28 protein-coding genes are annotated in these 24,649 nt (G+C 68.4%); 9 read left to right on the plus strand and 19 right to left on the minus strand.

What is annotated here, in order from left to right; all coding sequences use genetic code 11:
* Nucleotides 1–348: 348 nt before the first annotated feature.
* Complete coding sequence (locus Q1A98_RS05545; protein WP_299570689.1) at nucleotides 349–552, minus strand: hypothetical protein; 204 nt, start codon at nucleotides 550–552, stop codon at nucleotides 349–351.
* A gap of 234 nt (nucleotides 553–786) precedes the next feature.
* On the opposite strand from Q1A98_RS05545, the gene Q1A98_RS05550 reads away from it, so the two are divergent.
* A complete protein-coding gene (locus Q1A98_RS05550; RefSeq protein ID WP_299571814.1) occupies nucleotides 787–2,721 on the plus strand; it encodes a glycoside hydrolase family 15 protein in 1,935 nt (644 codons plus the stop codon).
* A 108-nt stretch (nucleotides 2,722–2,829) separates the two neighbouring features.
* On the opposite strand, the gene Q1A98_RS05555 is transcribed toward Q1A98_RS05550, so the two are convergent.
* The 4 genes from Q1A98_RS05555 to lepA form a co-directional block, all read right to left on the minus strand.
* Nucleotides 2,830–3,747 carry a hypothetical protein gene (locus Q1A98_RS05555; RefSeq protein WP_299570690.1) on the minus strand — a complete coding sequence of 306 codons (918 nt, stop codon included), beginning with the start codon at nucleotides 3,745–3,747 and terminating at the stop codon, nucleotides 2,830–2,832.
* 149 nt (nucleotides 3,748–3,896) lie between these two features.
* A complete protein-coding gene (locus Q1A98_RS05560) occupies nucleotides 3,897–4,808 on the minus strand; it encodes a cation diffusion facilitator family transporter (protein WP_299570692.1) in 912 nt (303 codons plus the stop codon).
* A gap of 12 nt (nucleotides 4,809–4,820) precedes the next feature.
* Nucleotides 4,821–6,866 (minus strand): M3 family metallopeptidase, encoded by a 2,046-nt coding sequence (locus tag Q1A98_RS05565; protein WP_299570693.1) that lies wholly within the window; start codon nucleotides 6,864–6,866, stop codon nucleotides 4,821–4,823.
* A gap of 2 nt (nucleotides 6,867–6,868) precedes the next feature.
* On the minus strand, nucleotides 6,869–8,734 hold the full coding sequence (gene lepA, locus Q1A98_RS05570; protein WP_299570694.1) for a translation elongation factor 4: 1,866 nt from the start codon (nucleotides 8,732–8,734) through the stop codon (nucleotides 6,869–6,871).
* A 53-nt stretch (nucleotides 8,735–8,787) separates the two neighbouring features.
* Here lepA and Q1A98_RS05575 point away from each other — a divergent pair, with 53 nt between their 5' ends.
* Entirely contained in the window at nucleotides 8,788–9,462 is a 675-nt protein-coding gene (locus Q1A98_RS05575; RefSeq protein ID WP_299570696.1) for an alpha/beta family hydrolase, read from the plus strand.
* Between the two features lie 10 nt (nucleotides 9,463–9,472).
* Nucleotides 9,473–10,024: a type II toxin-antitoxin system PemK/MazF family toxin gene (locus Q1A98_RS05580; protein WP_299570699.1), complete on the plus strand. Its 552-nt coding sequence runs from the start codon at nucleotides 9,473–9,475 to the stop codon at nucleotides 10,022–10,024.
* A gap of 6 nt (nucleotides 10,025–10,030) precedes the next feature.
* On the opposite strand, the gene Q1A98_RS05585 is transcribed toward Q1A98_RS05580, so the two are convergent.
* From Q1A98_RS05585 to Q1A98_RS05600, 4 genes are read right to left on the minus strand one after another with little or no spacing between them, the layout of a single operon-like run.
* Nucleotides 10,031–10,879 (minus strand): transglutaminase family protein, encoded by an 849-nt coding sequence (locus Q1A98_RS05585; protein ID WP_299570701.1) that lies wholly within the window; start codon nucleotides 10,877–10,879, stop codon nucleotides 10,031–10,033.
* The gene (locus Q1A98_RS05590) at nucleotides 10,876–11,859 is read right to left on the minus strand and encodes an alpha-E domain-containing protein (RefSeq protein ID WP_299571816.1); all 984 of its coding nucleotides are present in this window, start codon (nucleotides 11,857–11,859) and stop codon (nucleotides 10,876–10,878) included. The genes Q1A98_RS05585 and Q1A98_RS05590 overlap by 4 nt, the downstream gene beginning before the upstream one ends.
* Nucleotides 11,859–13,580, minus strand: coding sequence for a circularly permuted type 2 ATP-grasp protein (locus tag Q1A98_RS05595; RefSeq protein WP_299570703.1), 1,722 nt, complete (start codon nucleotides 13,578–13,580; stop codon nucleotides 11,859–11,861). The genes Q1A98_RS05590 and Q1A98_RS05595 overlap by 1 nt, the downstream gene beginning before the upstream one ends.
* A 60-nt stretch (nucleotides 13,581–13,640) precedes the next feature.
* Nucleotides 13,641–14,759, minus strand: a complete 1,119-nt coding sequence (locus Q1A98_RS05600) for a sulfotransferase family protein (protein ID WP_299570705.1) — start codon at nucleotides 14,757–14,759, stop codon at nucleotides 13,641–13,643.
* A 347-nt stretch (nucleotides 14,760–15,106) separates the two neighbouring features.
* Here Q1A98_RS05600 and rpsT point away from each other — a divergent pair, with 347 nt between their 5' ends.
* Nucleotides 15,107–15,367, plus strand: a complete 261-nt coding sequence (gene rpsT, locus Q1A98_RS05605) for a 30S ribosomal protein S20 (protein ID WP_299570707.1) — start codon at nucleotides 15,107–15,109, stop codon at nucleotides 15,365–15,367.
* A gap of 87 nt (nucleotides 15,368–15,454) precedes the next feature.
* Here rpsT and holA read toward each other — a convergent pair whose 3' ends face one another.
* The 6 genes from holA to Q1A98_RS05635 form a co-directional block, all read right to left on the minus strand.
* Entirely contained in the window at nucleotides 15,455–16,432 is a 978-nt protein-coding gene (gene holA / locus Q1A98_RS05610; protein WP_299570710.1) for a DNA polymerase III subunit delta, read from the minus strand.
* Nucleotides 16,392–16,853, minus strand: coding sequence for a ComEC/Rec2 family competence protein (locus tag Q1A98_RS05615; protein ID WP_299570713.1), 462 nt, complete (start codon nucleotides 16,851–16,853; stop codon nucleotides 16,392–16,394). Before Q1A98_RS05615 ends, holA begins: the two co-directional genes overlap by 41 nt.
* Nucleotides 16,854–16,949: 96 nt before the next feature.
* Nucleotides 16,950–17,075, minus strand: a complete 126-nt coding sequence (locus Q1A98_RS05620; protein ID WP_299570715.1) for a DUF3263 domain-containing protein — start codon at nucleotides 17,073–17,075, stop codon at nucleotides 16,950–16,952.
* A gap of 140 nt (nucleotides 17,076–17,215) precedes the next feature.
* Nucleotides 17,216–17,785 (minus strand): hypothetical protein, encoded by a 570-nt coding sequence (locus tag Q1A98_RS05625; protein ID WP_299570718.1) that lies wholly within the window; start codon nucleotides 17,783–17,785, stop codon nucleotides 17,216–17,218.
* 149 nt (nucleotides 17,786–17,934) lie between these two features.
* Nucleotides 17,935–18,162, minus strand: coding sequence for a hypothetical protein (locus Q1A98_RS05630; RefSeq protein WP_299570720.1), 228 nt, complete (start codon nucleotides 18,160–18,162; stop codon nucleotides 17,935–17,937).
* A gap of 85 nt (nucleotides 18,163–18,247) precedes the next feature.
* On the minus strand, nucleotides 18,248–18,454 hold the full coding sequence (locus Q1A98_RS05635; protein WP_299570722.1) for a hypothetical protein: 207 nt from the start codon (nucleotides 18,452–18,454) through the stop codon (nucleotides 18,248–18,250).
* A 773-nt stretch (nucleotides 18,455–19,227) separates the two neighbouring features.
* On the opposite strand from Q1A98_RS05635, the gene Q1A98_RS05640 reads away from it, so the two are divergent.
* Nucleotides 19,228–20,346: a DUF1524 domain-containing protein gene (locus Q1A98_RS05640; RefSeq protein ID WP_299570725.1), complete on the plus strand. Its 1,119-nt coding sequence runs from the start codon at nucleotides 19,228–19,230 to the stop codon at nucleotides 20,344–20,346.
* Between the two features lie 97 nt (nucleotides 20,347–20,443).
* On the opposite strand, the gene Q1A98_RS05645 is transcribed toward Q1A98_RS05640, so the two are convergent.
* On the minus strand, nucleotides 20,444–21,016 hold the full coding sequence (locus Q1A98_RS05645) for a hypothetical protein (protein ID WP_299570726.1): 573 nt from the start codon (nucleotides 21,014–21,016) through the stop codon (nucleotides 20,444–20,446).
* Nucleotides 21,017–21,233: 217 nt separating this feature from the next.
* Here Q1A98_RS05645 and Q1A98_RS05650 point away from each other — a divergent pair, with 217 nt between their 5' ends.
* The 3 genes from Q1A98_RS05650 to Q1A98_RS05660 all read left to right on the plus strand — a co-directional run bounded on the left by Q1A98_RS05650 (nucleotide 21,234) and on the right by Q1A98_RS05660 (nucleotide 22,553).
* Entirely contained in the window at nucleotides 21,234–21,563 is a 330-nt protein-coding gene (locus Q1A98_RS05650) for a hypothetical protein (protein ID WP_299570727.1), read from the plus strand.
* A 161-nt stretch (nucleotides 21,564–21,724) separates the two neighbouring features.
* On the plus strand, nucleotides 21,725–22,144 hold the full coding sequence (locus Q1A98_RS05655; RefSeq protein ID WP_299570730.1) for a hypothetical protein: 420 nt from the start codon (nucleotides 21,725–21,727) through the stop codon (nucleotides 22,142–22,144).
* Nucleotides 22,137–22,553: a hypothetical protein gene (locus Q1A98_RS05660; RefSeq protein WP_299570733.1), complete on the plus strand. Its 417-nt coding sequence runs from the start codon at nucleotides 22,137–22,139 to the stop codon at nucleotides 22,551–22,553. Before Q1A98_RS05655 ends, Q1A98_RS05660 begins: the two co-directional genes overlap by 8 nt.
* 20 nt (nucleotides 22,554–22,573) lie before the next feature.
* Here the strand turns inward: Q1A98_RS05660 and Q1A98_RS05665 are convergent, their stop codons facing one another.
* The gene (locus Q1A98_RS05665; RefSeq protein WP_299570736.1) at nucleotides 22,574–22,810 is read right to left on the minus strand and encodes a hypothetical protein; all 237 of its coding nucleotides are present in this window, start codon (nucleotides 22,808–22,810) and stop codon (nucleotides 22,574–22,576) included.
* 481 nt (nucleotides 22,811–23,291) lie between these two features.
* On the opposite strand from Q1A98_RS05665, the gene Q1A98_RS05670 reads away from it, so the two are divergent.
* Nucleotides 23,292–23,510 carry a hypothetical protein gene (locus Q1A98_RS05670; RefSeq protein ID WP_299570739.1) on the plus strand — a complete coding sequence of 73 codons (219 nt, stop codon included), beginning with the start codon at nucleotides 23,292–23,294 and terminating at the stop codon, nucleotides 23,508–23,510.
* A 108-nt stretch (nucleotides 23,511–23,618) separates the two neighbouring features.
* On the opposite strand, the gene Q1A98_RS05675 is transcribed toward Q1A98_RS05670, so the two are convergent.
* On the minus strand, nucleotides 23,619–24,101 hold the full coding sequence (locus Q1A98_RS05675) for a DUF2510 domain-containing protein (RefSeq protein ID WP_299570742.1): 483 nt from the start codon (nucleotides 24,099–24,101) through the stop codon (nucleotides 23,619–23,621).
* A gap of 9 nt (nucleotides 24,102–24,110) precedes the next feature.
* Nucleotides 24,111–24,560: a ComEC/Rec2 family competence protein gene (locus Q1A98_RS05680; RefSeq protein WP_299570745.1), complete on the minus strand. Its 450-nt coding sequence runs from the start codon at nucleotides 24,558–24,560 to the stop codon at nucleotides 24,111–24,113.
* Between the last annotated feature and the right edge of the window lie 89 nt (nucleotides 24,561–24,649).

Genomic DNA, 24,649 nt, shown 5'->3' on the forward strand with positions numbered 1-24,649 from the left:
GCGGGCGGGGCGGCGCGGAGAGACGACGGGACGGGGACACGCAGGACCTCTCGGGCGAGACGAACGGACGGACCAGGTGGCGGCGTGCGCGCGGGCAGATCGCGGCGGCCAGGGGGTCAGCGACAGTGCACGTCGGAGACGCAGTGCTGATCCACCGCGAAGAGCGCGAGGGCCAGCGAACTGCGCGGACACACCGAAACGGTCACAACGCGGAGGTTATCAGCAGCGATCGTCGCCCTGAACAGCCGCGACGACGGCCGCGGCAGGTGTCACAGGGTGATCAGCCAGGCCACGACGACCAGCACGATGAGGGCGATCAACGCGATCGTGACCCGGGAGCGGACCACCTCAGCGCTCCCCGCCGGTGGGGTCGACGACGTCGCTACCACGGCCGACGAGACCGAGGACGACGCTGACCAGCAGGTTGATCACCAGAGCCGCGGCGATGGCCGCCGGGATGAGGACGGCGAGCGTGACGAGCAGCTGCGGGAGGAAGGACAACCCGGTCAACCAGGCCTCCACGCCGTCCCACCACGTCCTGATCCCGTTCACCCGGCAACCCTAGCGCGCGGACTAAAAATCACCCTGCGCGTAAAGCCGTCGCACGACCCGCCCGGGGCGGGCGGTTCGCGTGCGAACCTCCACACCGCTCGCCATGATGGACCGATGACAACCGCCTCCGGTCACGCCGGATCGCCGGACACCCCCGCCGGGATCCCCGTCCCCTCCCCGCCCGCCGTCGCGTTGGCCGAGGAGAGTGCCGCGCTGCACGGTGCCTCGGGTGCCATGGCCGACGCGAGCTCGTTCACCCCGGCGACGGCGACGCGCAACGTCTTCCCGCCCATCGACGACTACGCGTTCCTCTCCGACTGCGAGACCAACTGCCTCATCGCCCGCAACGGCTCGGTCGAGTGGATGTGCGTGCCGAGGCCGGACTCGCCGAGCATCTTCGGTGCCGTACTCGACCGCAGCGCAGGGCATTTCAAGCTCGCCCCGTACGGCGTCAACGTCCCCGTCGACCGCCGCTACCTGCCGGGCAGTCTCATGGTGGAGACGACGTGGCAGACCGACACCGGCTGGATCATCGTGCGGGACGCGCTCGTCATGGGCCCCTGGCACGACAACGATCGTCGTTCTCGCACCCACAAGCGCACCCCCACCGACTGGGACGCCGAGCACATCCTGCTGCGTACGGTCCGGTGCGTCAGCGGCACCGTCGAGGTCGCGGTCAGCTGCGAGCCGGCGTTCGACTACCACCGCGGCACGACGACCTGGGAGTACTCGGGTCCGGCGTACTCGGAGGCGATCGCGACGGCGTCGGGCACGACGCATCCCGCGCCGACTCTCAAGCTCACCACCAACTTCAAGCTCGGCCTCGAGGGACGCGAGGCCCGCGCCCGCAGTCGCCTCACCGAGGGTGACGACCGTTTCATCGCGCTCAGCTGGTCGTCCTACCCGGCGCCGCAGACGTGGGACGAGGCCGCCCAGAAGATGTGGGCGACCGCCGAGTCGTGGCGTCAGTGGATCAACATCGGGGCCTTCCCCGACCACCCGTGGCGCAGCCATCTGCAGCGCAGCGCGCTGACCCTCAAGGGCCTGACGTACTCCCCGACCGGCGCCCTGCTCGCGGCCGCGACCACGTCGTTGCCCGAGACGCCGGGCGGAGAACGCAACTGGGACTACCGCTATGCGTGGGTGCGGGACTCGACTTTCGCCCTCTGGGGTCTCTACACCCTGGGACTCGATCGTGAAGCCGACGACTTCTTCTCGTTCATCGCCGACGTGTCCGGGGTGACCAACGGCGAACACCATCCGCTGCAGGTGATGTACGGCGTCGGCGGTGAGCGCGAACTCGTCGAGGAGGAGTTGCTGCACCTCTCCGGCTACGACGGCGCGCGGCCCGTCCGGATCGGCAACGGCGCCTACAACCAGTCGCAGCACGACATCTGGGGCACCATGCTCGACTCGGTGTACCTCAACACCAAGTCGACCGACACCATCTCGGAGACGCTGTGGCCGGTTCTCAAGGCACAGGTGGAGGAGGCGATCAAGCACTGGCACAAGCCCGATCGCGGGATCTGGGAGGTCCGCGGGGAGCCTCAGCACTTCACCTCGTCGAAGGTCATGTGCTGGATCGCCCTCGACCGCGGTGCGCGGCTGGCGACGATGCACGGCGAGAAGTCGTACGCGAAGACGTGGGCGGAGAAGGCCGACGAGATCAAGGACGACATCCTCACCCACGGCGTCAACGACCGCGGGATCTTCACCCAGCGCTACGGCAGCGACGCCCTCGACGCGTCGCTGTTGTTGGTGCCGCTGCTCCGGTTCCTGCCGCCCGACGACGAACGCGTGCGCAACACCGTGCTGGCGATCGCCGACGAGCTGACGGAGAACGGTCTCGTGCTGCGCTACCGCGTCGAGGAGACCGACGACGGGTTGTCCGGTGAGGAGGGCACCTTCACGATCTGCTCGTTCTGGCTCGTGTCCGCGCTCGTCGAGATCGGGGAACTCACCCGGGCGAAGCACCTGTGCGAGCGGCTGCTGAACTACTCGAGCCCGCTGAAGCTGTACGCGGAGGAGATCGACCACCGAACCGGTCGGCACCTGGGCAACTTCCCGCAGGCGTTCACCCACCTCGCGCTCATCAACGCGGTCATGCACGTCATCCGCGCCGAGGAGGCCCACGTGCACGGTGGTGGTTTCATCCCCGCCAACACCTGATCATTCTGTCGGGCACCCCGACCACTCGTTGGGCGGCCGGAACCGTTCGTTGGGCAGCCGGAACCGTTCGTTGGGCGGCAGGAACCGCTCGTCGGGCAGCAGGCGACCTCATCGTCGCCAACCGCGCGACGCCAGAGCCCGTTCGATCTTCGCGAGCTCGGCGAACTGGTTCTCCGTGATCGCCGCGGCGCCCGTTCGTAACGGGATCCACCCTCGTCGGCGAACGCCGCCGTCGCGGTGAGCATCGTGCGCGCGCTGCTCGTCGCTGGAATGGAACTCGACACCGTCGTAGTCGATGCCGACCTTGTACCGCCGGTAGCCGAGATCAAAACGTCCGATGAGGACACCGAACTCGTCGAACACCTCGATCTGGGTCTCCGGCCGTGGCAACTCATGGCGATGCATGATCAGGCGGGTCCAGCTCTCACCGGGAGACTCGGCTCCCGCGTCGATCAGACCGACGAGCTCGCGCAACTGCCGGATCCCGCTGGTGTGGGCATGGTCGCGCGTGTAGGCCCACAGTGCACGTGTGTCCAGCGCGGTGGTCCGAGCCATGTCGTCGAGATGTCCCAGCGCCAACCAGTCCGGGCGGCGACGACCGAGGTCGAACGCGGTGCGGACCAGGCTCGTGGTGGGCATGCCGTCGATCTCGACGATGTCGTCGGGACTCAGCTGGTCTGTCCGGATGACGTGGATGCCGGAACGCCGTCGGCCTTGCCCTCGAAGGTCGCGGATGATCTCGACGTCGCCGTCCACGTCGGGATAGGCGACACCGTGAAGGAATTGCGCGCTGCGTCCGGCGATCACGGATCCCGGCCCGGCGCTGAGATACGCGGCCCGAATGCGGTCGGTGGCGCTCAACGTCACCCCTGGATCGGCGAACACCCCTCGATGGAGCCTGATCATGTCGCGGCGGAGCTCGCGGGATCCGCGGTCCGTCCGGACGAGGTGGTCGGGGACGTCGGGTCGTGAGAGTTCGGGATAGCCCATGTCGATGGGACGCAGCCGCACGGCGATCGGTTCCACCGCGCACGACGACGGACGAGCTCTCCCGACGACGCCCGTCCCTGCCGCCCAACGAACGGTTCCGGGTGCCCAACGAACGGTCCCCGCCGCCCAACGAGTGGTTCCGGGTGCCCAACGAGTGGTTCCGGGTGCCCAGCAGATGGGTGGGGTCAGTCGAGGCGCCAGGACTCGTAGGCGCGGGGGTCGCCGATCGGCTCGAGGTGGATGGTGACGTTCAGGTGGTCGAGGGTCGCGGCGAGCTCACGTTCCACCCGTTCGACGAGATCGTGACCCCGCTGGACCGACCACTCGCCGGGAACGAGCATGTGCAGCTGCAGGAATCGCTCGTGTCCGGCCTCGCGGGTGCGGACGTCGTGGAAGTCGACGTCCTCGGCGCGCCACCGGTCGAGGACGGCGTCGAGCTGGGTGCGTTCCTCGTCGGGCAGGGCGGTGTCCATCAACCCCGCACCGGACTGCCAGACCAGTCGGCCGCCGACGACGAGGATGTTCACCGCCACCGCGATGGCGATCAGCGGGTCGAGCGGCAGCCATCCGGTGAGCGCGACGAGCAGAACGCCGACGACGACACCCGCGGTGGTCCACACATCGGTCAGCAGATGTTTGCCGTCGGCCTCCAGCGACAGCGACCGGTGTCTGCGGCCCACGCGGATCAGATACAGACCGGCCACCCCGTTGATCACCGTCGCGACGACGGAGATCACGAGACCGAGGCCGACCGACTCGAGTTCGGCGGGCGACAGCAACCGGTCGACCGCGGCGACGATGATGAGCCCCGCGGCGACGACGATCATCACGCCCTCGAACACCGCCGAGAAGTACTCGGCCTTGGTGTGTCCGAAGTTGTGATCGTCGTCGGCGGGGCGAGCCGCCACACGGAGCGCCACGAACGCCGCGACCGCGGCGACGACGTTCACGAGGGACTCGGCGGCATCGGACAGGAGACCCACCGACCCCGAGACCTGCCACGCGACGACCTTGAGCGAGATGACGACGAGAGACACTGCGAGGCTCAGCAGCGCGAAACGCGACAGGTCGACCCTGGTCTGCGTGGAGGACGTCACCGCGTCAGCGTCTCACGCAGCGCTGTCCGCCAGGCCACGACGCGTCAACAGTGGCTCGATGCGCGCCGGTCGGCCGAGCAACTCCTGGTGCGCGGCGATCGGGTCGACGCTGTCACCCCGGGACAGGGTCGCCTCCGCGAACGCCCGTCCCGCGGCGCGGCTCAGTCCGCCCCGCTCGAGGAACCAGAGCTCGGTCTCGGCGTCGAGGATCTCCGACCAGATGTAGCTGTAGTACCCGGCCGCGTAGCCGCCGCCGAAGATGTGGTTGAAGTAGGTGCTGCGGTAGCGCGGCGGGATGAGCTCCGATCCCACGCCGGCCTGCGCGAGTGCCCGGGCCTCGAACGCCTCGACGTCGTCGATGACCCCGGCCTCGACGTCGGAGACGGTGACGCGGTGCCACGCGAGGTCGAGCACTGCCGCGGCCAGGTACTCGATGGTGCTGTGGGCACTCTCGGTCGCGGTGGCCGCGCGGGCCGCGTCGGCGAGTTCGGCCGGGATCGGCTCACCGGTGCGGTGATGACGCGCGTAGTGCGACAACACATCCGGGTGCAGTGCCCACATCTCGTTGACCTGCGACGGGAACTCGACGAAGTCGCGCGGCACCGCTGTCCCCGACTGCGACGGGTATCGCACGGCGGACAGCAGCCCGTGCAGCGCGTGCCCGAACTCGTGGAACAGCGTCGTCAACTGGTCGAAGTCGAGCAGACACGGCTCGCCGGCCCGGGGCTTGGTGAAGTTGCAGACGTTCACGACGATCGGCTGGTCACCGAGCAGCTGGGACTGGTCGACGACGTTGTTCATCCACGCGCCACCGCGTTTGCTGCGGCGGGCGAAGAAGTCACCGAGGTAGAGGCCGATCGACGACCCCGTGGCGTCGAACACCTCCCACACCCGGACGTCGGGGTGGTAGCCCGCGAGGTCACCGCGCTCGACGAAACGCAGACCGTAGAGCTGACCGGCCGCGTAGAACACGCCATCGGTGAGAACCGTGTCGAGGGAACAGAAGTCGGAGAAGTCGTCCAGCGACACAGCGGACGTCCGACGCCGCTCCTGGGAGAGCCAGAACGTCAGGTCCGCCGGCCCCACCTCCTCACCGGCGAGTGCCCGCAGACGGGTCAGTTCCCGTCCGCCCGCGCGCATCGCCGCGGAGACGAGATCGCGCAACACGGCCTCGACCGCCTCGGCGTCCGGAGCGGTCTGTTCGGCGATCTCGAACTCCGCGTGGTCGCGGTACCCGAGCAGTCGGGCGCGTCGCGCACGCAGGGTGGCGATCTCGGTCACGAGGTCGCGGGTGTCGTGCTCACCGCCGCGCGCACCGCGCGTGGTCGCGGCGTAGAACACCGAGGCGCGCGTGGCGGGGTCGGTCAACGACGTGAGCGCCGACTGGCTCGTCGGGAGCTCGATCGTCAGCAGATAGCCGTCGTCGTGCCCGGCCTCGCGGGCCGCGTCGGCGGCGGCGGCGATCGACGCCGGGGACAAGCCGTCGAGTGCGGCCTCGTCGACGACATGCACCGCGGCGTCGTTGCTCTCGTCGAGCACGTACTGGGAGAAGGTGGTCGTCAGCACGGACAGGCGTGACGCGATCTCCCGCATCTGTTGCTGCCCGTCCTCGTCGAGTCCGGCGCCCGCGCGGACCGACTCACGGAACCTCGTGTCCAGCAGTCGCAGTGACGGCTCGTCGAGGCCGAGCTCGTCGCGACGTGCATGCAGCTCCGCGATCTTGGCGAAGAGCCTCGGGTCGAGGGCGATGGTGGTGCCGTGGTCGGACAGCATCGGCGCGAGCTCGGTGGCGATGCGGTTGCGCTCGGGCGTGCTGTCGGCGCCGACGAGGGTGAAGAAGATGCCGGCCACCCGGGCGAGGTCCCGACCCGATCGCTCCACCGCCTCGACGGTGTTGGCGAACGTCGGCGCCGCGGGATCCTTGGCGATGAACTCGATCTCCGCCAGGTGCGACGCCATCGCCTCGGTGAAGGCGGGCAGGAAGTCCGAGTCCGACACGGATGCGAAGTCCGGCAGACCGTGCGGGAGCGCAGTGGGTGTCAGCGCCGGGTTCGCCACGGCTACTTGCCCTTCGCCTTGTCCGCCGGCGCGTCGGCAGACAACGCTGCGACGAACGCCTCCTGCGGGACGTCGACGCGACCGATCGTCTTCATCCGCTTCTTGCCCTCCTTCTGCTTCTCCAGCAGCTTCCGCTTGCGGCTGATGTCACCGCCGTAACACTTCGCGAGCACGTCCTTGCGGATGGCCCGGATGTTCTCGCGCGCGATGATCTTCGATCCGACAGCGGCCTGCACCGGCACCTCGAACTGCTGGCGCGGGATGAGTTCCTTGAGCTTGGTGGTCATCTTGTTGCCGTAGGCGAACGCCGAGTCCTTGTGCACGATCGCGCTGAAGGCGTCCACGGCCTCGCCCTGCAGCAGGATGTCCACCTTCACCAGCGCGGCCTCCTGCTCGCCCGCCTCCTCGTAGTCGAGGCTGGCGTAGCCGCGCGTCCGCGACTTCAAGGAGTCGAAGAAGTCGAAGATGATCTCGGCCATCGGCATCGTGTAGCGCAGTTCGACACGCGTCTCCGACAGGTAGTCCATCCCGCCGAGTTCCCCGCGGCGCGACTGACACAGCTCCATGATGGTGCCGACGAACTCGCTCGGCGCGATGACCGTCGTCTTCACGATGGGCTCGAAGATGGCCTGCGCCTTGCCGTCCGGCCAGTCCGACGGGTTGGTGACGATCTGTTCGCGTCCGTCCTCGCCGACGAGCCGGTAGACGACGTTGGGGGCGGTGGAGATCAGGTCGAGACCGAACTCGCGCTGCAGACGCTCGCGGGTGATCTCCATGTGGAGCAGTCCGAGGAAGCCGCATCGGAACCCGAAGCCGAGGGCGACCGACGTCTCCGGTTCCCAGGTGAGCGCAGCGTCGTTGAGCTGCAGCTTCTCCAGTGCCTCACGGAGATCCGGGTAGTCCGAGCCGTCGACCGGGTAGAGCCCGGAGTAGACCATCGGTCGCGGCTCGCGGTAGCCGGTCAGCGCCTGGGTCGCGCCGTTGCGCGCCGAGGTGACGGTGTCACCGACCTTCGACTGCCGCACGTCCTTGACGCCGGTGATGAGGTACCCGACCTCCCCGACGCCGAGACCGACACTGGGCTTGGGTTCCGGGGACACGATGCCCACCTCGAGAAGCTCGTGGGTGGTGCCGGTGGACATCATCTCGATCTTCTCGCGCGGCGTCAGCGTGCCGTCGACGACGCGCACGTAGGTCACCACACCGCGGTAGGTGTCGTAGACGGAGTCGAAGATCATGGCGCGGGCCGGCGCGTCGGCATCACCGACGGGAGCCGGGACGACGCGGACGACCTCGTCGAGCAGTTCCCCCACCCCGACACCGGTCTTGCCGGACACCCGCAGCACGTCCTCGGGCTCACAGCCGACGATGTGGGCGATCTCCGCGGCGTAGCGGTCGGGGTCGGCGGCGGGCAGGTCGATCTTGTTCAGCACCGGGATGATGGCGAGGTCGTTCTCCATGGCCAGGTACAGGTTCGCCAGCGTCTGCGCCTCGATGCCCTGGGCGGCGTCGACGAGCAGCACCGCGCCCTCGCACGCCTCGAGTGCCCGCGACACCTCATAGGTGAAGTCGACGTGGCCGGGGGTGTCGATGAGGTGCATCACGTAGTCGGTGGTCACACCGTCGGCCGTCACCTGCCACGGCAGCCGCACGTTCTGGGCCTTGATGGTGATGCCGCGCTCACGCTCGATGTCCATCCGGTCGAGGTACTGCGCCCGCATCGCCCGTTCCTCGACGACGCCGGTGAGCTGCAGCATGCGGTCGGCCAGGGTCGATTTGCCGTGGTCGATGTGGGCGATGATGCAGAAGTTCCGGATCCGGGACGGATCGGTGAACGTCGTGTCGGCGAAGCTGGGAATCGAACTCACTCCTCGTGGTCGGTCACCTGCAAGTTTCGCACGCGCCGGTAATCTGCCCGGACATGACCGCAGCGGCGCACATCCCGTTCGTCGGCGACGGCGTCGACGGCGTTCTGCAGCGTCCCGACGGGTCGGTCGTCGCGGGTCTGGTCCTCACCCATGGTGCCGGGTCGAACCGGGACGCGCTGCTGCTGCGACGGCTCGCGGACGCGCTGACCGAGCGCGGCGTGGCGGTCGCGCGGATCGACCTCCCGTATCGGCAGCGTCGACCGAAGGGTCCACCGAGCCCGTCGACGTCGCAGGCCGACCGCGACGGCATCGTCGCAGCGTCCGGGGTCCTGCGCGGCATCGTCGGCGATGTCCCGCTGCTCGTCGGCGGGCAGTCGTACGGCGGACGCCAGGCGTCGATGGTCCTCGCGGAGGACCCGAGCGTCGCCGACGGCCTCCTGCTGACCTCCTACCCCCTCCACCCGCCCGGCAAGCCCGATCGCGCCCGCACCGAACACCTGCCGGGCATCACCTGCCCGGTCGTGGTGGTCCACGGCTCCTCGGACCCGTTCGCGACCACCGACGAGATCACCGACGCGATCGCGCTGATCCCGGGCCCGGTGCGTCTCGTCGAGATCGAGAAGACCGGCCACGACCTCAAGCCCGACCGGTCGCCCGCCGTCGACCGGGCGGTCGATGCTGTGCTCACCCACCTCCTCGGACGCCGGGACCCGACCCCGCCGGACTAGATTCGGGTCCATGCCCGCATGGAAGACGGCCTTGCGCCTGGCCCAGCAGTACGGTCCCCGCGTCTACCGCGAACTGCAGCGGTCCGGCGCGATCGACAAGGGCCGCGCGGCGCTGACCGCACGCCTCGGCAGCGGCGCCACCACGACGGCGACCGGTCGCCCGGTCACCGACACCTCACGGCCGACGGCCGACGTCGCGCGCCACATCGACTACGCCCCGAAGCTCGACGGCGCCGCGGACCCGGGCGAGATCGTGTGGACCTGGGTGACGTTCGAGGAGGACGCGAACCAGGGCAAGGACCGTCCGGTGCTGGTGGTCGGCCGCGATCACGACCGCCTCCTGGGCCTGATGCTGTCGAGCCAGGCCCACCGTGCCGACGACGCCAACTGGTCGCCGATCGGCCGGGGCGGGTGGGACGGCGGGCACAAGGACAGCTACGTCCGACTCGACCGTGTCCTCGACGTCCCCGAACAGGGCATCCGCCGCGAGGGCGCCATCCTCGACCGCGGGCGGTTCGACGCGATCGCCGATCGCCTCCGGCGCGAGTACGGCTGGCGCTGAGGCGCATCACGCCAGTCGCGTGATCTCCACGACGACGTCGAGGTCGGTGGCACCGCCGCCTGTGTAGATTCCCTTGAGCGGCGGGACATCCGAGTAGTCGCGGCCGATCCCGACCGAGACGTGCTGCTCGTTGATGGTGACGTCGTTGGTGGGGTCGTATCCCCACCAGGCCCCGGTCCACGCCTCGACCCAGGCGTGGCTCTGACCCTCGACCGTCTCGTCGATGACCGCGTCGCGACTCGGGTGCAGGTATCCCGACACATAGCGGGCCGGGATCGTCAACGCGCGCAACATGAGCAGGGTGAGGTGGGCGTAGTCCTGACACACGCCCTTGCGCTCGCCCCAGGCGTCGACGGCCGTCGTGTGGACGCCGGTCGTCCCCGGCACGTACTCCATCTCCGAGTGCACCCACGAGCACACCGCCTCGACCGCCTCCTCGACGTCGAGACCCTTCGTCAGGCGGCGCGCCTGTGCGGCCAGCTGCCGATTGCGCGGGACGTAGTCGGTGGGGACGAGGTACTCGTCGTAGCGGTCCACCACCCAGGGGTCGGAGAGGTCGTCCCAGCCGAGTTCGTCGGCACCCTCCGGGCGACTGCCGGGCTCGGTCTCGACGACCGACAGTCCCGACACCTCGAGTTCCTCGTGCGGGGCGTGCAGGTCGAATGCGGTGACCGCCGTGCCCCAGTAGTCGGTGTAGCGGTACGAACGGGTCGCGGGCACCGTCTCCACACGGTTGACGATGACGTTCTGCCGGGTGTCGCTCCGAGGTGTCAGACGCGCCTCGTTGTACGACGACGTGACCGGTGCGTTGTACGCGAACCCGGTCGAGTGGACGACGCGCATCCGCCAGCTCACAGTTCACTCTCCTCGATGAAGTGGTCCTCGCCCGCGCTCGCCCGGACATCGGCCCAGGCGACGTAGGGCGTGACGTGGAAGTACTGGGCGGTGACCGCCTCGTTCACGTCACGACACGTCTGTTGCAGTGCGAGCAGACGGTCCTGCAGCTCGTCGAGGAGCACCCCGGGCTGCATGAACTCCAGACTGCTGCGTGCACGGCCGAGCAGTCGCTGCGCCTCGGCGCGCGCACCCACGCGGCTGTTGGGACGGTTGTCCAGCTCCATGAGCTGCTGCTCGGCGAGCGTGATGGCGTGGAACACCGACCGCGGGAACAGCCTGTCCAACAACATGAACTCGACGACGCGGGGCGCGTCCAGGGCGCCGCGGTAGGTCCGCAGATACGTGTCGTGGGCGCCCGCCGACCGCAGGACCGTGACCCATGTCGGCGATCCCGACCGATCCCCCGCACGGGACAACAACATCCGGATGGTCATGTCGACGCGCTCGACCGAGCGGCCGAGGAGCAGGAAGCGGTACCCGTCGTCGTGACTGAGCGTCGCGTCGGCGAGACCGGCGAACATCGCGGCGCGGTTCTTGACGTACGAGAGGAACTCGTACGGACCGAGCCTGCGCGCGGCACGTTCGGCGTCGGAGAGTCCGTTGAAGGTCGTGTTCAGGCACTCCCACATCTCGCTGGACGTGACCTCCCGTGCGCCGCGGGCGTTCTCGCGTCCGGCGGCCACGCAGTTCACGATCGAGCCGTAGGCCGTCTTGTCGTAGGCGACCCGCTCGGTCAGCGCCCAGACGTCGTACTCGGACACCTCGGGGTCGTCCTCCATGCCGAGCACCTGCAGCACGAGACGACAGGTGCGGTCCGGGTCGACGGTCGCGTCCTCGAGCAGCTGGTGCACGGCGACGTCGAGGATCCGGGCCGTGTCGTCGGCACGTTCGACGTATCGGCCGATCCAGTAGAGGGATTCGGCGTTGCGCGCCAGCATCATCGGAGATCGCCCTCCGCATCGGCCTGCTGCTGCTGTTGTTGTTGCTGCTGCTGGATCTGGCTGGCCAGCATCTCCGGTCCCTGCTCGGTCGACTGGGTGGTGCGCGCCAGATCGGCCGACCGCACCAACTCCTCGCCGGACAGCTCACGCTCGGACGCCGACGACCGCGACGCCAGCACCCAGGTGTCCTTCGACCCACCGCCCTGCGACGAGTTGACCACCAGGGACCCCTCGGGCAGCGCGACGCGGGTCAGTCCGCCGGGCAGCACCCACACCGATTCCCCGTCGTTGACGGCGAACGGGCGCAGGTCGACGTGCCGCGGCGCCAGCTTGTCGCCGATCTTGGTCGGGACCGTCGAGAGTTGGACGACGGGCTGCGCGATCCAGCCGCGCGGGTCCGCCTTGATCTTGCGCGCCAGCGAGTCCAGTTCGGCGCCGGTCGCGTCCGGACCGAACACGATGCCGTACCCACCGGATCCCTCGACCGGTTTCACCACCAACTCGTCGATGCGGTCGAGCACCTCGTCGCGCTCGTCGTCGAGCCAACAGCGCAGCGTGTCGACGTTGCCCAGGGTCGGCTTCTCGCCGAGGTAGTACTGGATGATCTCCGGCACATAGGTGTACACGAGCTTGTCGTCGCCCACCCCGTTGCCGACGGCACTGGAGATGACGACGTTGCCGGCGCGCGCCGCGTTGAGCAGACCCGCCACGCCGAGCATCGAGTCGGGCCGGAACTGCATGGGGTCGAGGAAGTCGTCGTCGATGCGGCGGTAGATGACGTCGACGCGCTGTTCGCCCTCGGTGGTGCGCATGTAGACGACGTTGTCGCGGCAGAACAGGTCGCGGCCTTCGACGAGCTCGACACCCATCTGACGTGCGAGCAGCGAGTGCTCGAAGTAGGCCGAGTTCGCCACGCCCGGGGTGAGGACGACGACGTTCGGGTCGGCCTCGTTGAACGCCGCGGACGCGCGCAACGCCTTGAGGAGCTGGCTGGAGTAGTCGGCGACCGCGCGGACACGATGGCTGGAGAACAGGTCGGGGAAGACCCGCGCCATCGTGCGACGGTTCTCCATCACGTAGGAGACACCCGACGGTGACCGGAGGTTGTCCTCGAGCACCCGGAAGTCACCCTGCTCGTCGCGGATGAGATCGATTCCGGCGACGTGGATCCGGACACCGTTGGGCGGCTTGATGCCGACGGCCTGCCGGTGGAAGTGCTCACACGAGGTGACCAACCGCTTGGGGACGACGCCGTCCCGCAGGATCTCCTGCTCGCCGTAGATGTCGTCGAGGAACATCTCCAGGGCCTGGACACGCTGGGTGATGCCGCGTTCCAGTTTCGACCACTCCGCGGCGGAGATGACCCGGGGCACCACGTCCAGCGGGAAGGGACGCTCCTTGCCCGAGAGCGAGAAGGTGATGCCCTGGTCGATGAAGGCCCGCCCGAGCGCGTCCACCCGGTTCTCCAGGTCCACCCGGTCGCTGGGCGCCAGCGCCTTGTGGATACCGCGATACGGCGCCCGCACCTCGTCGTCGTGGTCGAACATCTCGTCGAAGGCGTTGACGTAGGGGCCTTTCGAGTAGCCCTCGAACAGACCGGTCGTACCCGACTGCCGCGGCTTGGACGACCGCGCCGGGGCCGCCTTCTTCGCGGGCGATCGACGCTCGGCGGGCTTCTTGGACGGGGCCTTCTTGTCGACCGAACTCGCGGGGCTCATCTGTCCATCGTGCTACAGATGGCCCGCGGCGGCAGGGGCTTACGGTTCGGCACGCCGGACTCAGGCCGATCGCACCCGCCTCCGCACTGCGGTCAGACGTCGATGACCGTTTCGCAGAACGGACTTCACACGCCGGGACACGGTCGGCGTGTCGTCGGGCAACGGCATGCGCCGCAACGTCTCGGCGAGGGTCGCGACGGCCGTCTCGAGCACCGCGTCGGGTGACGGTTCCGCCGCCTCGTCCCCGACGGACGAGGGGTCGACCCGCAGGTCGGCGAGATCACCGACGACGTCGTACCCGGCCGCGCGGATGTCGGCGACCATCACGTCGGCGCACTGCGCGGCCCAGGCAGCCTGCTCGCGGGTCAGCACCCGCGGGGAGCGGTCGGGGGCCTCGAACAGCACCTCGCCGATGAGGAGTCTCTTGACCGCCCGCTCGTAGCGATCCCAGGGGACCGTCGACGGCTGCAGGTGCTCGTTCAGGCGGCGCACCACCTCGGTCTGCGTCGGCGAGAGCGCGGTGTTCGACGGTGGCACCGGACGGTCCAGCACCGTCGGGTCGACGCCGAGCAGACCGCAGAACCTGTCCCACAGCGTGGGCCCCGCGGCACCCGGGCGCGGGACGGTCACCACGTGCACCCGGTCGGCGGGCAGGTCGCGACCCCAGGTGCGCAGGATCCCGACGACGTCCTGGAACTCCCAGAACGGGTCCTGCTCGGCGCGTGGGAGGTCGCGCAGTCCCGTGACGAACTCGTCGAGGGTCGCGCGGTGCTGGTTCTTGACGTTCTCCTGCCACACCGAGGGGATCTGGCGCGCGAGGTCGCGCACCGTGACGACCACGTGCACGTCGAGGCCCGACAGATCGGACAGGACCCGCGCGACGACGTCGGCGTCGGCGGTGGCGAACAGTTCGTGCGAGATGACCGACGTGCCCGGCCATCCGCGCACCGCGTCGACGAGGCGCGGCCACGCGTCCGCGTGGGCGGGGTCGACCCAGTCCAGGTAGCGGGCGGGTTGCAGGTGGACCGCGGCGTGGAAGTGGTCGTCGACGACGTCGCCGGGGTACAGCAGCCCAGCCGAGCGCAGCGCGGTGTCCCGGTTCCGCCAGAGTCGGTCCTGGAGGTAGGTGGTCCCCGTCTTGGGTACCCCCACGTGCAGGAAGACAGCTGATCGAGACATCAGTTCACCGCGGGTGAAACCATTGACGACGATGCGGAGTTCACCCTGACGACCATGCCAGATCCGTCCGAATCGGGGGATTGGGACGGTTCGCCTGACAGGTGATCCACAGCCCGGGGACAGGTCACCGTCGCGGATTTGGGCGGGGACCTGCGGCGCTGGTAACCTGGCCGGTCGGTGCTCGCACCGGGGCGTACATGCGCTGCCGGGCCGAGCGTGCACCACAGACTTCCGTGACGATCCCGTTCGGCGGGACGTCACCGACACACAGACACCGTGGTCACCTGACCGCGACACGATCACCAGCGGCCACCCGGCCGCGACGACGAGCATGAGGTGCTAGACGCGTGGCAAACATCAAGTCGCAGATGAAGCGGATCCGGACCAACGAGATCGCCCGTCAGCGGAACCAGTCGGTCAAGTCGTCGCTGCGTACCGCGATCCGCAGCTTCCGTGCGGCCGTCGCGGCCGGCGAGAAGGACAAGGCGTCGGACCTTCTCGTCAGCACCAGCCGCCAGCTCGACAAGGCCGCCAGCAAGGGCGTCATCCACGCGAACCAGGCCGCCAACAAGAAGTCGGCGATGGCTGTCGCGCTCAACAAGCTCTGATCGACACCCGCCGCACGGCGGTGTCACCCGATCCGGCCCGGATCCGCGTCTCGCGGACCGGGCCGGAGTCGTCGGTGGGTGGGGCGCTCAGCGCCCGGAACGCACGGTCGGGCGGAGATCGGCGACGGCCGCGACCGCACGCTGCAGGCTGTAGTCGGGGTCGGGCGCCTGCCCCTTCACCTCGCCGTTGAGGGTCGCGACGATGCCCATGGCGGTGGCGACGGCCTCTGACGTCCATCCCTGCGCCTGACCCGCGACCTTGCGCACCCGCCACGGCGGCATCCCGAGTTCGGCCGCCGAGGAGTTCGCGTCCCGTCCGCCCACGGACCGCACGCGGGCGATCGCGTGGATCGCCTCGGCGAGCGCGTCGGCGACGAGGACGTGCGGCACCCCGTGGTGTCCGGCCCAGGCGAGTGCCTCGAGAGCCTCGGCCTTCTTCCCGGTGACGGCGGCGTCGGCGATCTCGAACCCCGTCACCTCGGGACGGCCCGAGTAGTAGACGTCGACGGCGGCGGCGTCGACCTTGCCGCCGGTGTCGGCCACGAGCTGGCCGCACGCCGCGGCCAACTCACGGAGGTCGGCGCGGACCGTCTCCACCAGACGCGCGGCGACCTCCCCGGACACCTTCACCCCCAAGGACGAGAACTCGGCGGCCACGAAGGCGATCCGGTCGCCGACACGGGTGATCGGGGCGCAGTCGTGGACCCGCGCCCCGGCCTTCCTCAGCGTGGCGGGCATCGTCTTCGTCCGCCCTCCCCCGGAGTGCGCGACGACGAGGGTGATGCCGTCGGGCAGGTCCTGCGCGGCCGCGGTGATCGCGGCGGCGGGTTCCTTCCCGGCGTCGGCGGCGGACTCCACGACCACCATCCGAGCATCACCGAACAGCGACGGGCTGAGCAGTTCCACCAGGTCGTGCTCGCCGACGTCGCCGGCCCGGATGCGCGAGACCGGCACGTCGCCGCCCGCGTCCCGGACGGCCTCCGCACGGATCGCCGAGACGGCGCGCTCACCGAGGAAGTCGTCGTCACCGAGGAGGAGGTGCAGCCGGTCGCTCACCCCGCCCATGCTGCCAGCGCGCGCCGACAGACTCGCGGGCGGTGCGCCGACGGGACCACAGCACCGCCGCGCCCACACCGACGCCGATGATCGCCGTCGCCGCACCCGCCCCCGCCACCCCGTCGGGCACCGTCAGCGTCGCCCCGGGAGCACGGGCGAGACGATCGGCGACGACGACCATCCACCACAGTTCCGGACCGGTTGCCCGAGCGAGCACCTCGGCGCCGACCGATGTCATGCCCGTGCACACCGCCGCGGCGGTGCCGAGCACGGTGATCGGCGCGACCACCGGCGCGACGACGATGTTGGCGAGCACCCCCACCACGCTCACCGAGCCCGCGAACAGCACGACGAGCGGTGTGGTCACCAGTTGCGCGGTCGCGGCGATGGCGACGGGATCGGCGACCACCCGCGGGATCCGTCGGTCCACGGCGAGCAATCGTGCAGTTAATGTTGTCGGTGCAGATCGAGCGGGCCGGCGCCGGGCGCCGCGTGTTCGACCCGGATCTCGTCTCTCTGAAGTGGGTCAGCTAGCCCGGCGCACCGCGCGGGCGTCGCGGATCCGCTGCAGGCGGCGCACCAGCATCGGGTCGACGGCGAGCGCCGCCGGGTCGTCGAGGATGCGCGCGAGCCGCTGGTCGCCAACGGGCACAGGCTGATCCCGTGGGAGGCCGACCTGATACGCACCGTGCTGGCGGGCGGTCCTGGCGACGTCGCGGCTCGCTGGGGCTCACTCGCCGGTCGACTTTCCGCGGGCACTTCGCCGAGCACCTCGCGCCAGGCGGCGTCGACTTACTCCTGCTCGTGCAGCCGAGCTCGCATGTGGTCGAGGACGGCGGCCTGAGCGTCCTGTAGTTGCGATCCAGCCGCACGCGGATCAAACGGACGTGAGTTCATACCCTCTCGGACAATGGGTTGCAGGTTCAACAGCTTCACGACGAGATCGACGAGCAACGGCACCGCCCCATTCAGCACTAGTGCGGACGCGGAAGCTGCGAATTCGTAGCTGAGGTGAATCTCCAGCGGCTCCGTGGTGTTCTTGGGTTGCTCGCACTCGCTGTGAAGATCGCGGAGGGCCTGATCGGTGAGCGGCGGCACGGTCGAGATCAGTTGGATAGGCGTCAGCGGAACAAGCATTGCGGTCTGCAGACGGCTGTCGGCGGGGTTGCCGCCCACGATGCGACAGATCTCCCGGTAAGCGCTGGCCGCATAGTTGGTCACCGCACGGTTCAGAAGCTTTGCGTCCTGCCCGAGGAACCAGTCGACCTTCTGGGGTTCCACGTGCGACGGGTCCACGATGATGTCCGTGACGAGGTCGGCGAGACGATCGACGATCTCCCGGTGCAAGTCCGCGTTGGTCATGACAGACAGTGTTCCCGATGACGGGCCGCCCGCCCATAACGCGGAGTTCGAGCGCGCGCCGCCGTCCGGCCACGGGACACGAAGGAACCCTCCCCACTTCCCCGGGGGAGGGCCTTCGTCACAGTGCCTCACGTGCGCCGTTACTCGAACTACTTGAAATACCAGAGCCACAGTTGCGCAAGCGCGAAACTCACAACAGCATGGCTGCTGCCGGTCACAAGCCCCTGCACCACACGGCCTTTCAGATCTTTCCTCAGCTGCTCACCGAAGTTTCGCCACTCCGCCCGGTGGGCGTCCAGCATCTGCTCCAGCTCCTCGCGGTCGATGTCCTTCCCGTCATCGTCGTCATGGTCATTCGGAACCGGGTGATCGTTCATGGCTCCTCGTGCTGTCCCTGTTACAGGTCGACGTCGTTCGAAGACCTGGACGCGGATGGGACACGTCCGCAACTCTGTGGGGCGCCTAGTCGGCGTCCTCCAGCAGCCCCCGGGCAGCCGACAGCGTCGCCGCGCGGACGAAGGCAGACTTCGACGTCTTCACCTTCCGGTCTGCGAGCAACGCGAGCGCCCGATCGATCTCCGCCATCTCCTCTGCGGTGACCTTGCCCTGGACAACCAGATTCAGGGGAGAACGCTCTTCCAGCAGTCCCCTCAACGTGCTAGCCCCCATCGCGCTCACCCCCGTTCTTCGATGTAGTCACTTCGTGTGTCCTTCTCTTCCAGTTGCGTCCGGAGGCACGTTGCCTCCTTCTGTTCGTCTCCCAGAAACAGACTGCAACCCGTTCCCGGGAGGCCGCCGACTGCCAGATCGGCTACCTCGACCGCTGGCGCGTCCCACGCACGCGCAGCATCGAGGATGGCCAACGGTATACCGATGTCCATCCTCGCGTCAACACCACATCGAACACCCCGGAACCGGCTCGCCAGTGTCCGCGTCCAATGGGTGTGAGCATCCTCGACGCCTGGGGCACCGCGGCCATGATCGCCGCGTTCGCTTTCCTGCTGTACCGCTACCTCGTCGGCCCGCCACCGGACTGACGACGCAGTGAGCGCGGCGCGGTAGGGATGTCGTCGGCGGCGGTGACCGCGTCGCACGTCCGGCAGACCCAGTGGCGGCACGGGTCGGGCCGCTGGTTGCTCCACCCGACGAGATGCGATCGCGGTCGGCGCCAGTCCGCCCCGCACGCCGGGCACGCGGGCGGCTTCCACTCGATCCACGGCGACACGGGACCTCCTCGGCCCGCGAGGAGTGAGTACCACCCTACGAACGACCACAGACACGCCCTGCGATAAGTAAAGAGTGCGTAACGCTGTCGGTGCCGCTTCATATACAAGTGTTCGGCGCCCGGATCCGCGAGGCCATTCCTTCGCTCGAGAGACTCCACGCGCATGTCTACGCCGCCGCCAGATCTGTCCGGGTTCAACTTCGACCGTCCCGGCGACTTGCCGGCCTGGATCCGGCCGCCGAAGAAGCGTCCGAAGTGGCCGTACATCGTGGCAGTGGTAATCGTGCTGTTTGTGATCATCGGCCTCGTCGCGCCGAAGGAGCAGAAGGACACCCCCACCCAGGCGGCCGATAAGTCCACTGCGCCGACCTCCGCATCGGCGGCTACGACGACGTCGAGTGCGGCGCCGTCGCCGACACCCGAGAAGCCGCTCGCCGTGGCCCCCGTCGCCGACAAGGTTGAGAACGCCGCGCCCGCGAATGCCGCCCTCGCGAAGCTGAACGCGCTCGCGGTCAAGGGGCGTGCACCGAAGACCGGCTACGACCGCGCGCAGTTCGGCCAGGCCTGGACCGACGACGTCAACGTCGAGTCCGGCCACAACGGCTGCGACACCCGCAACGACATCCTGCGTCGCGACCTCACCGCCACCAAGGTGAAGCCGGGCTCGAAGGGTTGCGCCGTCACCTCGGGCACGCTGGCGGACCCCTACACCGGCAAGACGATCGCGTTCACCCGCGGGGAGTCGAGTTCGTCCGCCGTGCAGATTGACCACGTCGTCGCCCTGTCCGACGCATGGCAGAAGGGCGCACAGCAGCTCTCAGCCGAGCAGCGTCGCGACTTCGCCAACGACCCGCGCAACCTGCAGGCCACCGACGGCCCGACCAACCAGAAGAAGGGCGACGGCGACGCCGCCACATGGCTCGTGCCGAACACCTCCTACCGCTGCACATACGTGTCGCGACAGATCGACGTGAAGGCCCTCTACAAGCTGTGGGTCACCCAGGCCGAGAAAGACGCCATGGTCCGCGTACTCACGTCGTGCGGCGCCACTCCCCCGCCGGCGCCGACCACCTCGTCCGCAGCACCTCGCCCGACCCGCACGTCCACCGCGACACCCGCCCCGGCCTACACATCGCCACCCACCACACGGGAATACGTCCCGGCGCCAGCCCCCGCGTACACCCCACCGGCACCGGCGGTGGGCGGAGGCGAGCCGTTCTACGCGAACTGCGATGAGGCGAGGGCCGCTGGGGCTGCGCCGATTCTGGCCGGGGAGCCGGGCTACCGGCTGAAGCTGGACCGCAACAAGGACGGCGTCGCCTGCGAAAGCAGCTGACCCACACCGGTGGAAGCGCCCCACTCTCGAGATAAGAGGTCGGGGCGCTTCTCTGCGTTCGCAGAGCTTCCCTCCCGCTCGCGACGCTACCGAGACGTCAGCAGGTGTACTGGTCGGGGAACCGCACGCATAACGGCGGTAGAGGCTGATTGGGCCCGTACCCGTCGCCCGAGTTCGGATCGAATGTCGGTTCGATGTGGTTCCATTGCCCGTTCACACACGTTGAGTAGGTGCCGCCGCCATCATTTCGCACCTCGCCGGCCGCACACTGTGTGGCGGGACTGCCCTGCTTGGCGCCTTGGCCGTATTGGTCGAGAAGGCACTCCGTCGTGTCACAGCCGACGTCGCCCACCGGCGCGTCGGCGTCGATCTGCCCGTCGCAGTCCTTGTCCCAATCTGGCCGGATGCCCGGCGGAGGTGTGCACGACGCCTCAGCGGTCTGCTCGACGGTCGTCTCGGGCGCGACGGCCGCAGGGGTTGTCGTCGCGATCGAAGGCGGCGGAGGTGGCGACGACGTCGCGCTCGGCGCCGATGATGACGCAGACGCGGACGAAGACGGCACCAGGTCGCTCGAGGGCGGGTCGGCCGAGCACGCGCCCAGAACGAGCGCGAACATAGCCGCGACGGCCAGCCCCAGTGCAATTCGCGCGGTACGCGACCGTGTTTGCATGCGGGCAATCTACCCAGGTCGGACGAAATTCCAACCAGCCGTTCGTACGATCAGACGACAGTTCGATGTAATTACGCCCCCAATCGCGTCGTTTCCCCGAGATGGCATCCGAACAATCTACCGGTCATCCGTGCGACATGCCCGATATGTCGTGTGAACAGCGGATCCGGAACTGCGGAACGCCCCCGTTCGTCAGCCCGTCTGTCACTATGTGGCCGTGACCCAAGCAGACCCGCAATCGACTGGAAGCGTGCGAGCGGCATTGCCCGCCTCCTGGCCGGGCGATTTTTCGTTCGACCCCCAGGTCATCAACCAGGTCGCCATCACGTTCGACCAAGGCAACCCGGAGCTTGTGTACCTAATGTTCGGGCACATCGGCCCGCCGCTCTGGATGACGGACGACGCGGTCGAGCAGGGCATAGCCCAATACGAGGCCGAAGGTGGGGTTCCCGTCACCACGCGCGGATCGTTCGTTGTTAGCAGGACCCGTGCGATCGAGATTTGGGAATCGATGGGTCGCATGCTCGGGACCCTGCCGGGTCAGTGACTTCGTCCAAGCTGGCGCTGAGTATTGCGGCCGGGCTGATACCCCAGTCGTACGTGCTCAAAGGAGTACTAGACGCTCTCCTAGACCGTCCTCGCCCTGTAGTCGACGCGTACACGCGACCCACACAAACGACGTACCATTTGTCAACTCGCGCGGTCGGCGTGTCCGGAACAATCGAGTTGCTCGCAACAGCGAGGTCGAACGGGTCGCCGCCGATCGAGCGCACCACGACAGCGAGGGAGGTCGTGTTGTCAAAACTGGACGCGATCTCGCGTCTGCAGGACGGTTGGGACGGGCCCGGTAGCAGCCACGTCGGCCCCCCAATATTGGAGGCCTACCGCTACCTCGTCTCACGCCTGTCGGCCCCGTCGGCGGACCTAGAGCCCATGCCCACGCCGAGCGGCGGGATCCGCATGGAGTGGGACCGCGGTGATACCAATTACGTGGTGGAGCTAGAGCCCGGTGGCGGTATGTTCCTGTGCTCCATCGGCCCGACTCCCGATGACGACTTCGAGTTCGAGGCCGAGCGGGTGGACATCAACACCGTCATCGACTTCTACGTTAGCGGCGTCGTTGGCTAGCCCCTCGCCGGTCGGAACGCTCATCGACCCGTGCGACAAACTGCTGTTCCGTCAGATCCACCCGCTCAAGATGAAAGCCGGGCAGCCGGGCGTATCGAACTTCGTTCCCGAGAACAAGGTGAACCTGTCCACCCGTCGACAGGAGATCACAGCTCAGGGCGCCCACGAAGCGCACGTAGCTATCCCCTTGCAGTCTGCCGGCACCTGGGCGATCACCAGCCAGGAGGCGCACGACGTGGCGGAGCTGCCTGCGTACGACGACGAAAATTTGGGCGGGAACGGGCCATTCCATGTATCGGTGTGGTTTCCCAGCAACATCACCCGTGGCGCCCGCGAGCGGATCGCACGCGGCCTTCACGAACGGGCGGTGAAGCGCGGCCGCGGCGGCTGGCTGTACGGGCCCGTCTGAGGATCCGCCCATAACGCGGACTATGAGCCCTCGGCCGAAGATGTCCGGCGGCGAAACAGAGGGTAGGCGTTCGATCGCCCCTTCTCATCAGACGAGACGCTCCAGTTCGTCAGCACCCACCCGCGTGCTTCGACCGCAGAGATGATCTCGGACCATTCGGGCATGCCATGAGTCGAAGAAACGCGCAGTGTTCCGTACAGCTCAGCGGCGAAGACCGTGTGGCCGGCTTCCTCGACTTTCTTCAGATCGTCGAGCACAACCGCTTCTCCGCTCTTGAACAACCCCATATGTCAGCCAATCTGTTCGATGTTCTCGTCGCACGAGCCGGTAGATCCTCATAACGAGTCTGCATGAGCGCTCTCAGTGGAACCGCCGCCGACCGCGCTGCGTCCAATGAGGGTGAGCATCCTTGACGCCTGGGGCACCGCGGCCATGATCGCCGCGTTCACCTTCCTGCTGTACCGCTACCTCGTCGGCCCGCCGCCGGACTGACGCTTCAGCGATCGCGGCGCGGTCGCGATGTCGTCGGCGGCGGTGACCGCGTCACACGACCGGCAGACCCAGTCCTGGCACGGAGCCGCGCGCTGGTTGCTCCACCCGACAAGGTGGGATGGCGGCCGGCGCCAGTCCGCCCCGCACGCCGGGCACGCAGGCGGCTTCCACTCGATCCACGGCGACACGGGACCTCCTCGGCCCGCGACGAGTGAGCGCCAGCCTACGACGTCGTAGCCTCAGCCCATGGCCGAGGCGAATTTCACCGACGACCCGTGGCACAACCTCGACGAATACATCAAGTGGCACGACCGGCTGAGAGACGTGTCAGACGCCGAACGCGAGCTGGTTCGGTTCATCGAAGAACTGCATCGGTTCGCTGTAGTTTCACCGAGCATCGGCATCGGTGTCGCACTCGAGAACGTGCGGAGAAAGCTATCGGACGAACGCCCCCGTTCGTCGTAGACACGAAACCGCCCCACCCTGGAGGTCACAGGGTGGGGCGCTTCTCTGCGTTCGCGGGCTTCCCTCTCGGTCACGCTGTGCCGACGGTAGCGCCCGCCTACGACACGACTAGTTGTCGTTGGTCAGCCTGGCTTCTGCGCTGATCTGCGATCCCTCGTCCTTCGCATCACAGGTGTAGCCCGTGTAGCCGTTGTAGCCCCCGAAGCTGTTGCGGGCGTTGACCTCACCTTCGACCTTCCAGGTCTTGCCCGTTGAGGAAGTGATCCGGCCGTCGCGGAACTGCGCCGAGTCGGGATCCTTCAGCGCATCTTTGACTGCGTTCTGACAGACGGTGAGGATGCGGTCATCGCTCGGTCGATCCGACGGCGATGTCCGGGAGTACCCAGAGATCGACAGCAGCACCACTGCCACGATCACCACACCGAAGAACGACGCGATCCATAGCCCCCATCTGCGCTTCTTCTTCGGATGCTGCGGCGGCGGCGATCCGGCCTGCAGGTTGCGGGTCGCGCTCGTCCACTGGTTGCCGTCCCACCAGCGCTCGCGTGGGGCACCTTCGGGATCGGGGAACCACCCCATCGGTTGAGTCATGAGAGCAATCTATCGAGGTCGAACGACGTTTCCGGGCAGCGTTCGTATGATCAGACGACACCCTGCCTGTGATGACACCCTCAATCGAGCCATTTCCCCGGACACCGCGAGCAGGTGGGTGAGTCCACACCGCCGGAAGGCCTCGAACAGATCGTCGTCGAGGCCGGAGGTGTCGCCGATGACCATGCCGGGCAGCAGGCCCGACTCGCGGGCGGGCAGCGCGGACCGACTGACGGTGGCGAGCCGGTCACGGACCTCGGCGGCCCACCGCTGGTGCACCGGGGGTGCCCGGACGTCGCGCGGCGCGCCGGTCGCCCGCAGCGCCGCCGCGGTGAGGTCCCGGCGCAGGGGTGGCGTCACCGTGACGACCGCCAGCAGGTGCTGCCCGGGCAGCAGGCCCTCCCAGGCGTCGGCCCGTGCGGTGACCACCACCGGGACGCGTCCGCCGTGCTCACCCACCGCGACCGCACGCGCTAGGGCGGTAGGGCGACCGGACCCGTCCTGGACGACTCCGACGACCGGGATCCTGTGCACCGCGGTGGACCTGG

The organism is uncultured Williamsia sp., assembly GCF_947494875.1.
Classification (GTDB): Bacteria; Actinomycetota; Actinomycetes; order Mycobacteriales; family Mycobacteriaceae; genus Williamsia_A.

Coding starts and splice junctions, on each gene's coding strand:
- Q1A98_RS05600 (WP_299570705.1), bottom strand. CDS start 14,759: ATGTCTCGATCAGCTGTCTTCCTGCACGTGGGGGTACCCAAGACGGGG.
- Q1A98_RS05575 (WP_299570696.1), top strand. CDS start 8,788: ATGACCGCAGCGGCGCACATCCCGTTCGTCGGCGACGGCGTCGACGGC.
- Q1A98_RS05595 (WP_299570703.1), bottom strand. CDS start 13,580: ATGAGCCCCGCGAGTTCGGTCGACAAGAAGGCCCCGTCCAAGAAGCCC.
- Q1A98_RS05580 (WP_299570699.1), top strand. CDS start 9,473: ATGCCCGCATGGAAGACGGCCTTGCGCCTGGCCCAGCAGTACGGTCCC.
- Q1A98_RS05645 (WP_299570726.1), bottom strand. CDS start 21,016: ATGCAAACACGGTCGCGTACCGCGCGAATTGCACTGGGGCTGGCCGTC.
- Q1A98_RS05590 (WP_299571816.1), bottom strand. CDS start 11,859: ATGCTGGCGCGCAACGCCGAATCCCTCTACTGGATCGGCCGATACGTC.
- Q1A98_RS05625 (WP_299570718.1), bottom strand. CDS start 17,785: ATGACCAACGCGGACTTGCACCGGGAGATCGTCGATCGTCTCGCCGAC.
- Q1A98_RS05630 (WP_299570720.1), bottom strand. CDS start 18,162: ATGAACGATCACCCGGTTCCGAATGACCATGACGACGATGACGGGAAG.
- Q1A98_RS05635 (WP_299570722.1), bottom strand. CDS start 18,454: ATGGGGGCTAGCACGTTGAGGGGACTGCTGGAAGAGCGTTCTCCCCTG.
- Q1A98_RS05670 (WP_299570739.1), top strand. CDS start 23,292: ATGGCCGAGGCGAATTTCACCGACGACCCGTGGCACAACCTCGACGAA.
- holA (WP_299570710.1), bottom strand. CDS start 16,432: ATGGGCGGGGTGAGCGACCGGCTGCACCTCCTCCTCGGTGACGACGAC.
- Q1A98_RS05675 (WP_299570742.1), bottom strand. CDS start 24,101: ATGACTCAACCGATGGGGTGGTTCCCCGATCCCGAAGGTGCCCCACGC.
- Q1A98_RS05550 (WP_299571814.1), top strand. CDS start 787: ATGGCCGACGCGAGCTCGTTCACCCCGGCGACGGCGACGCGCAACGTC.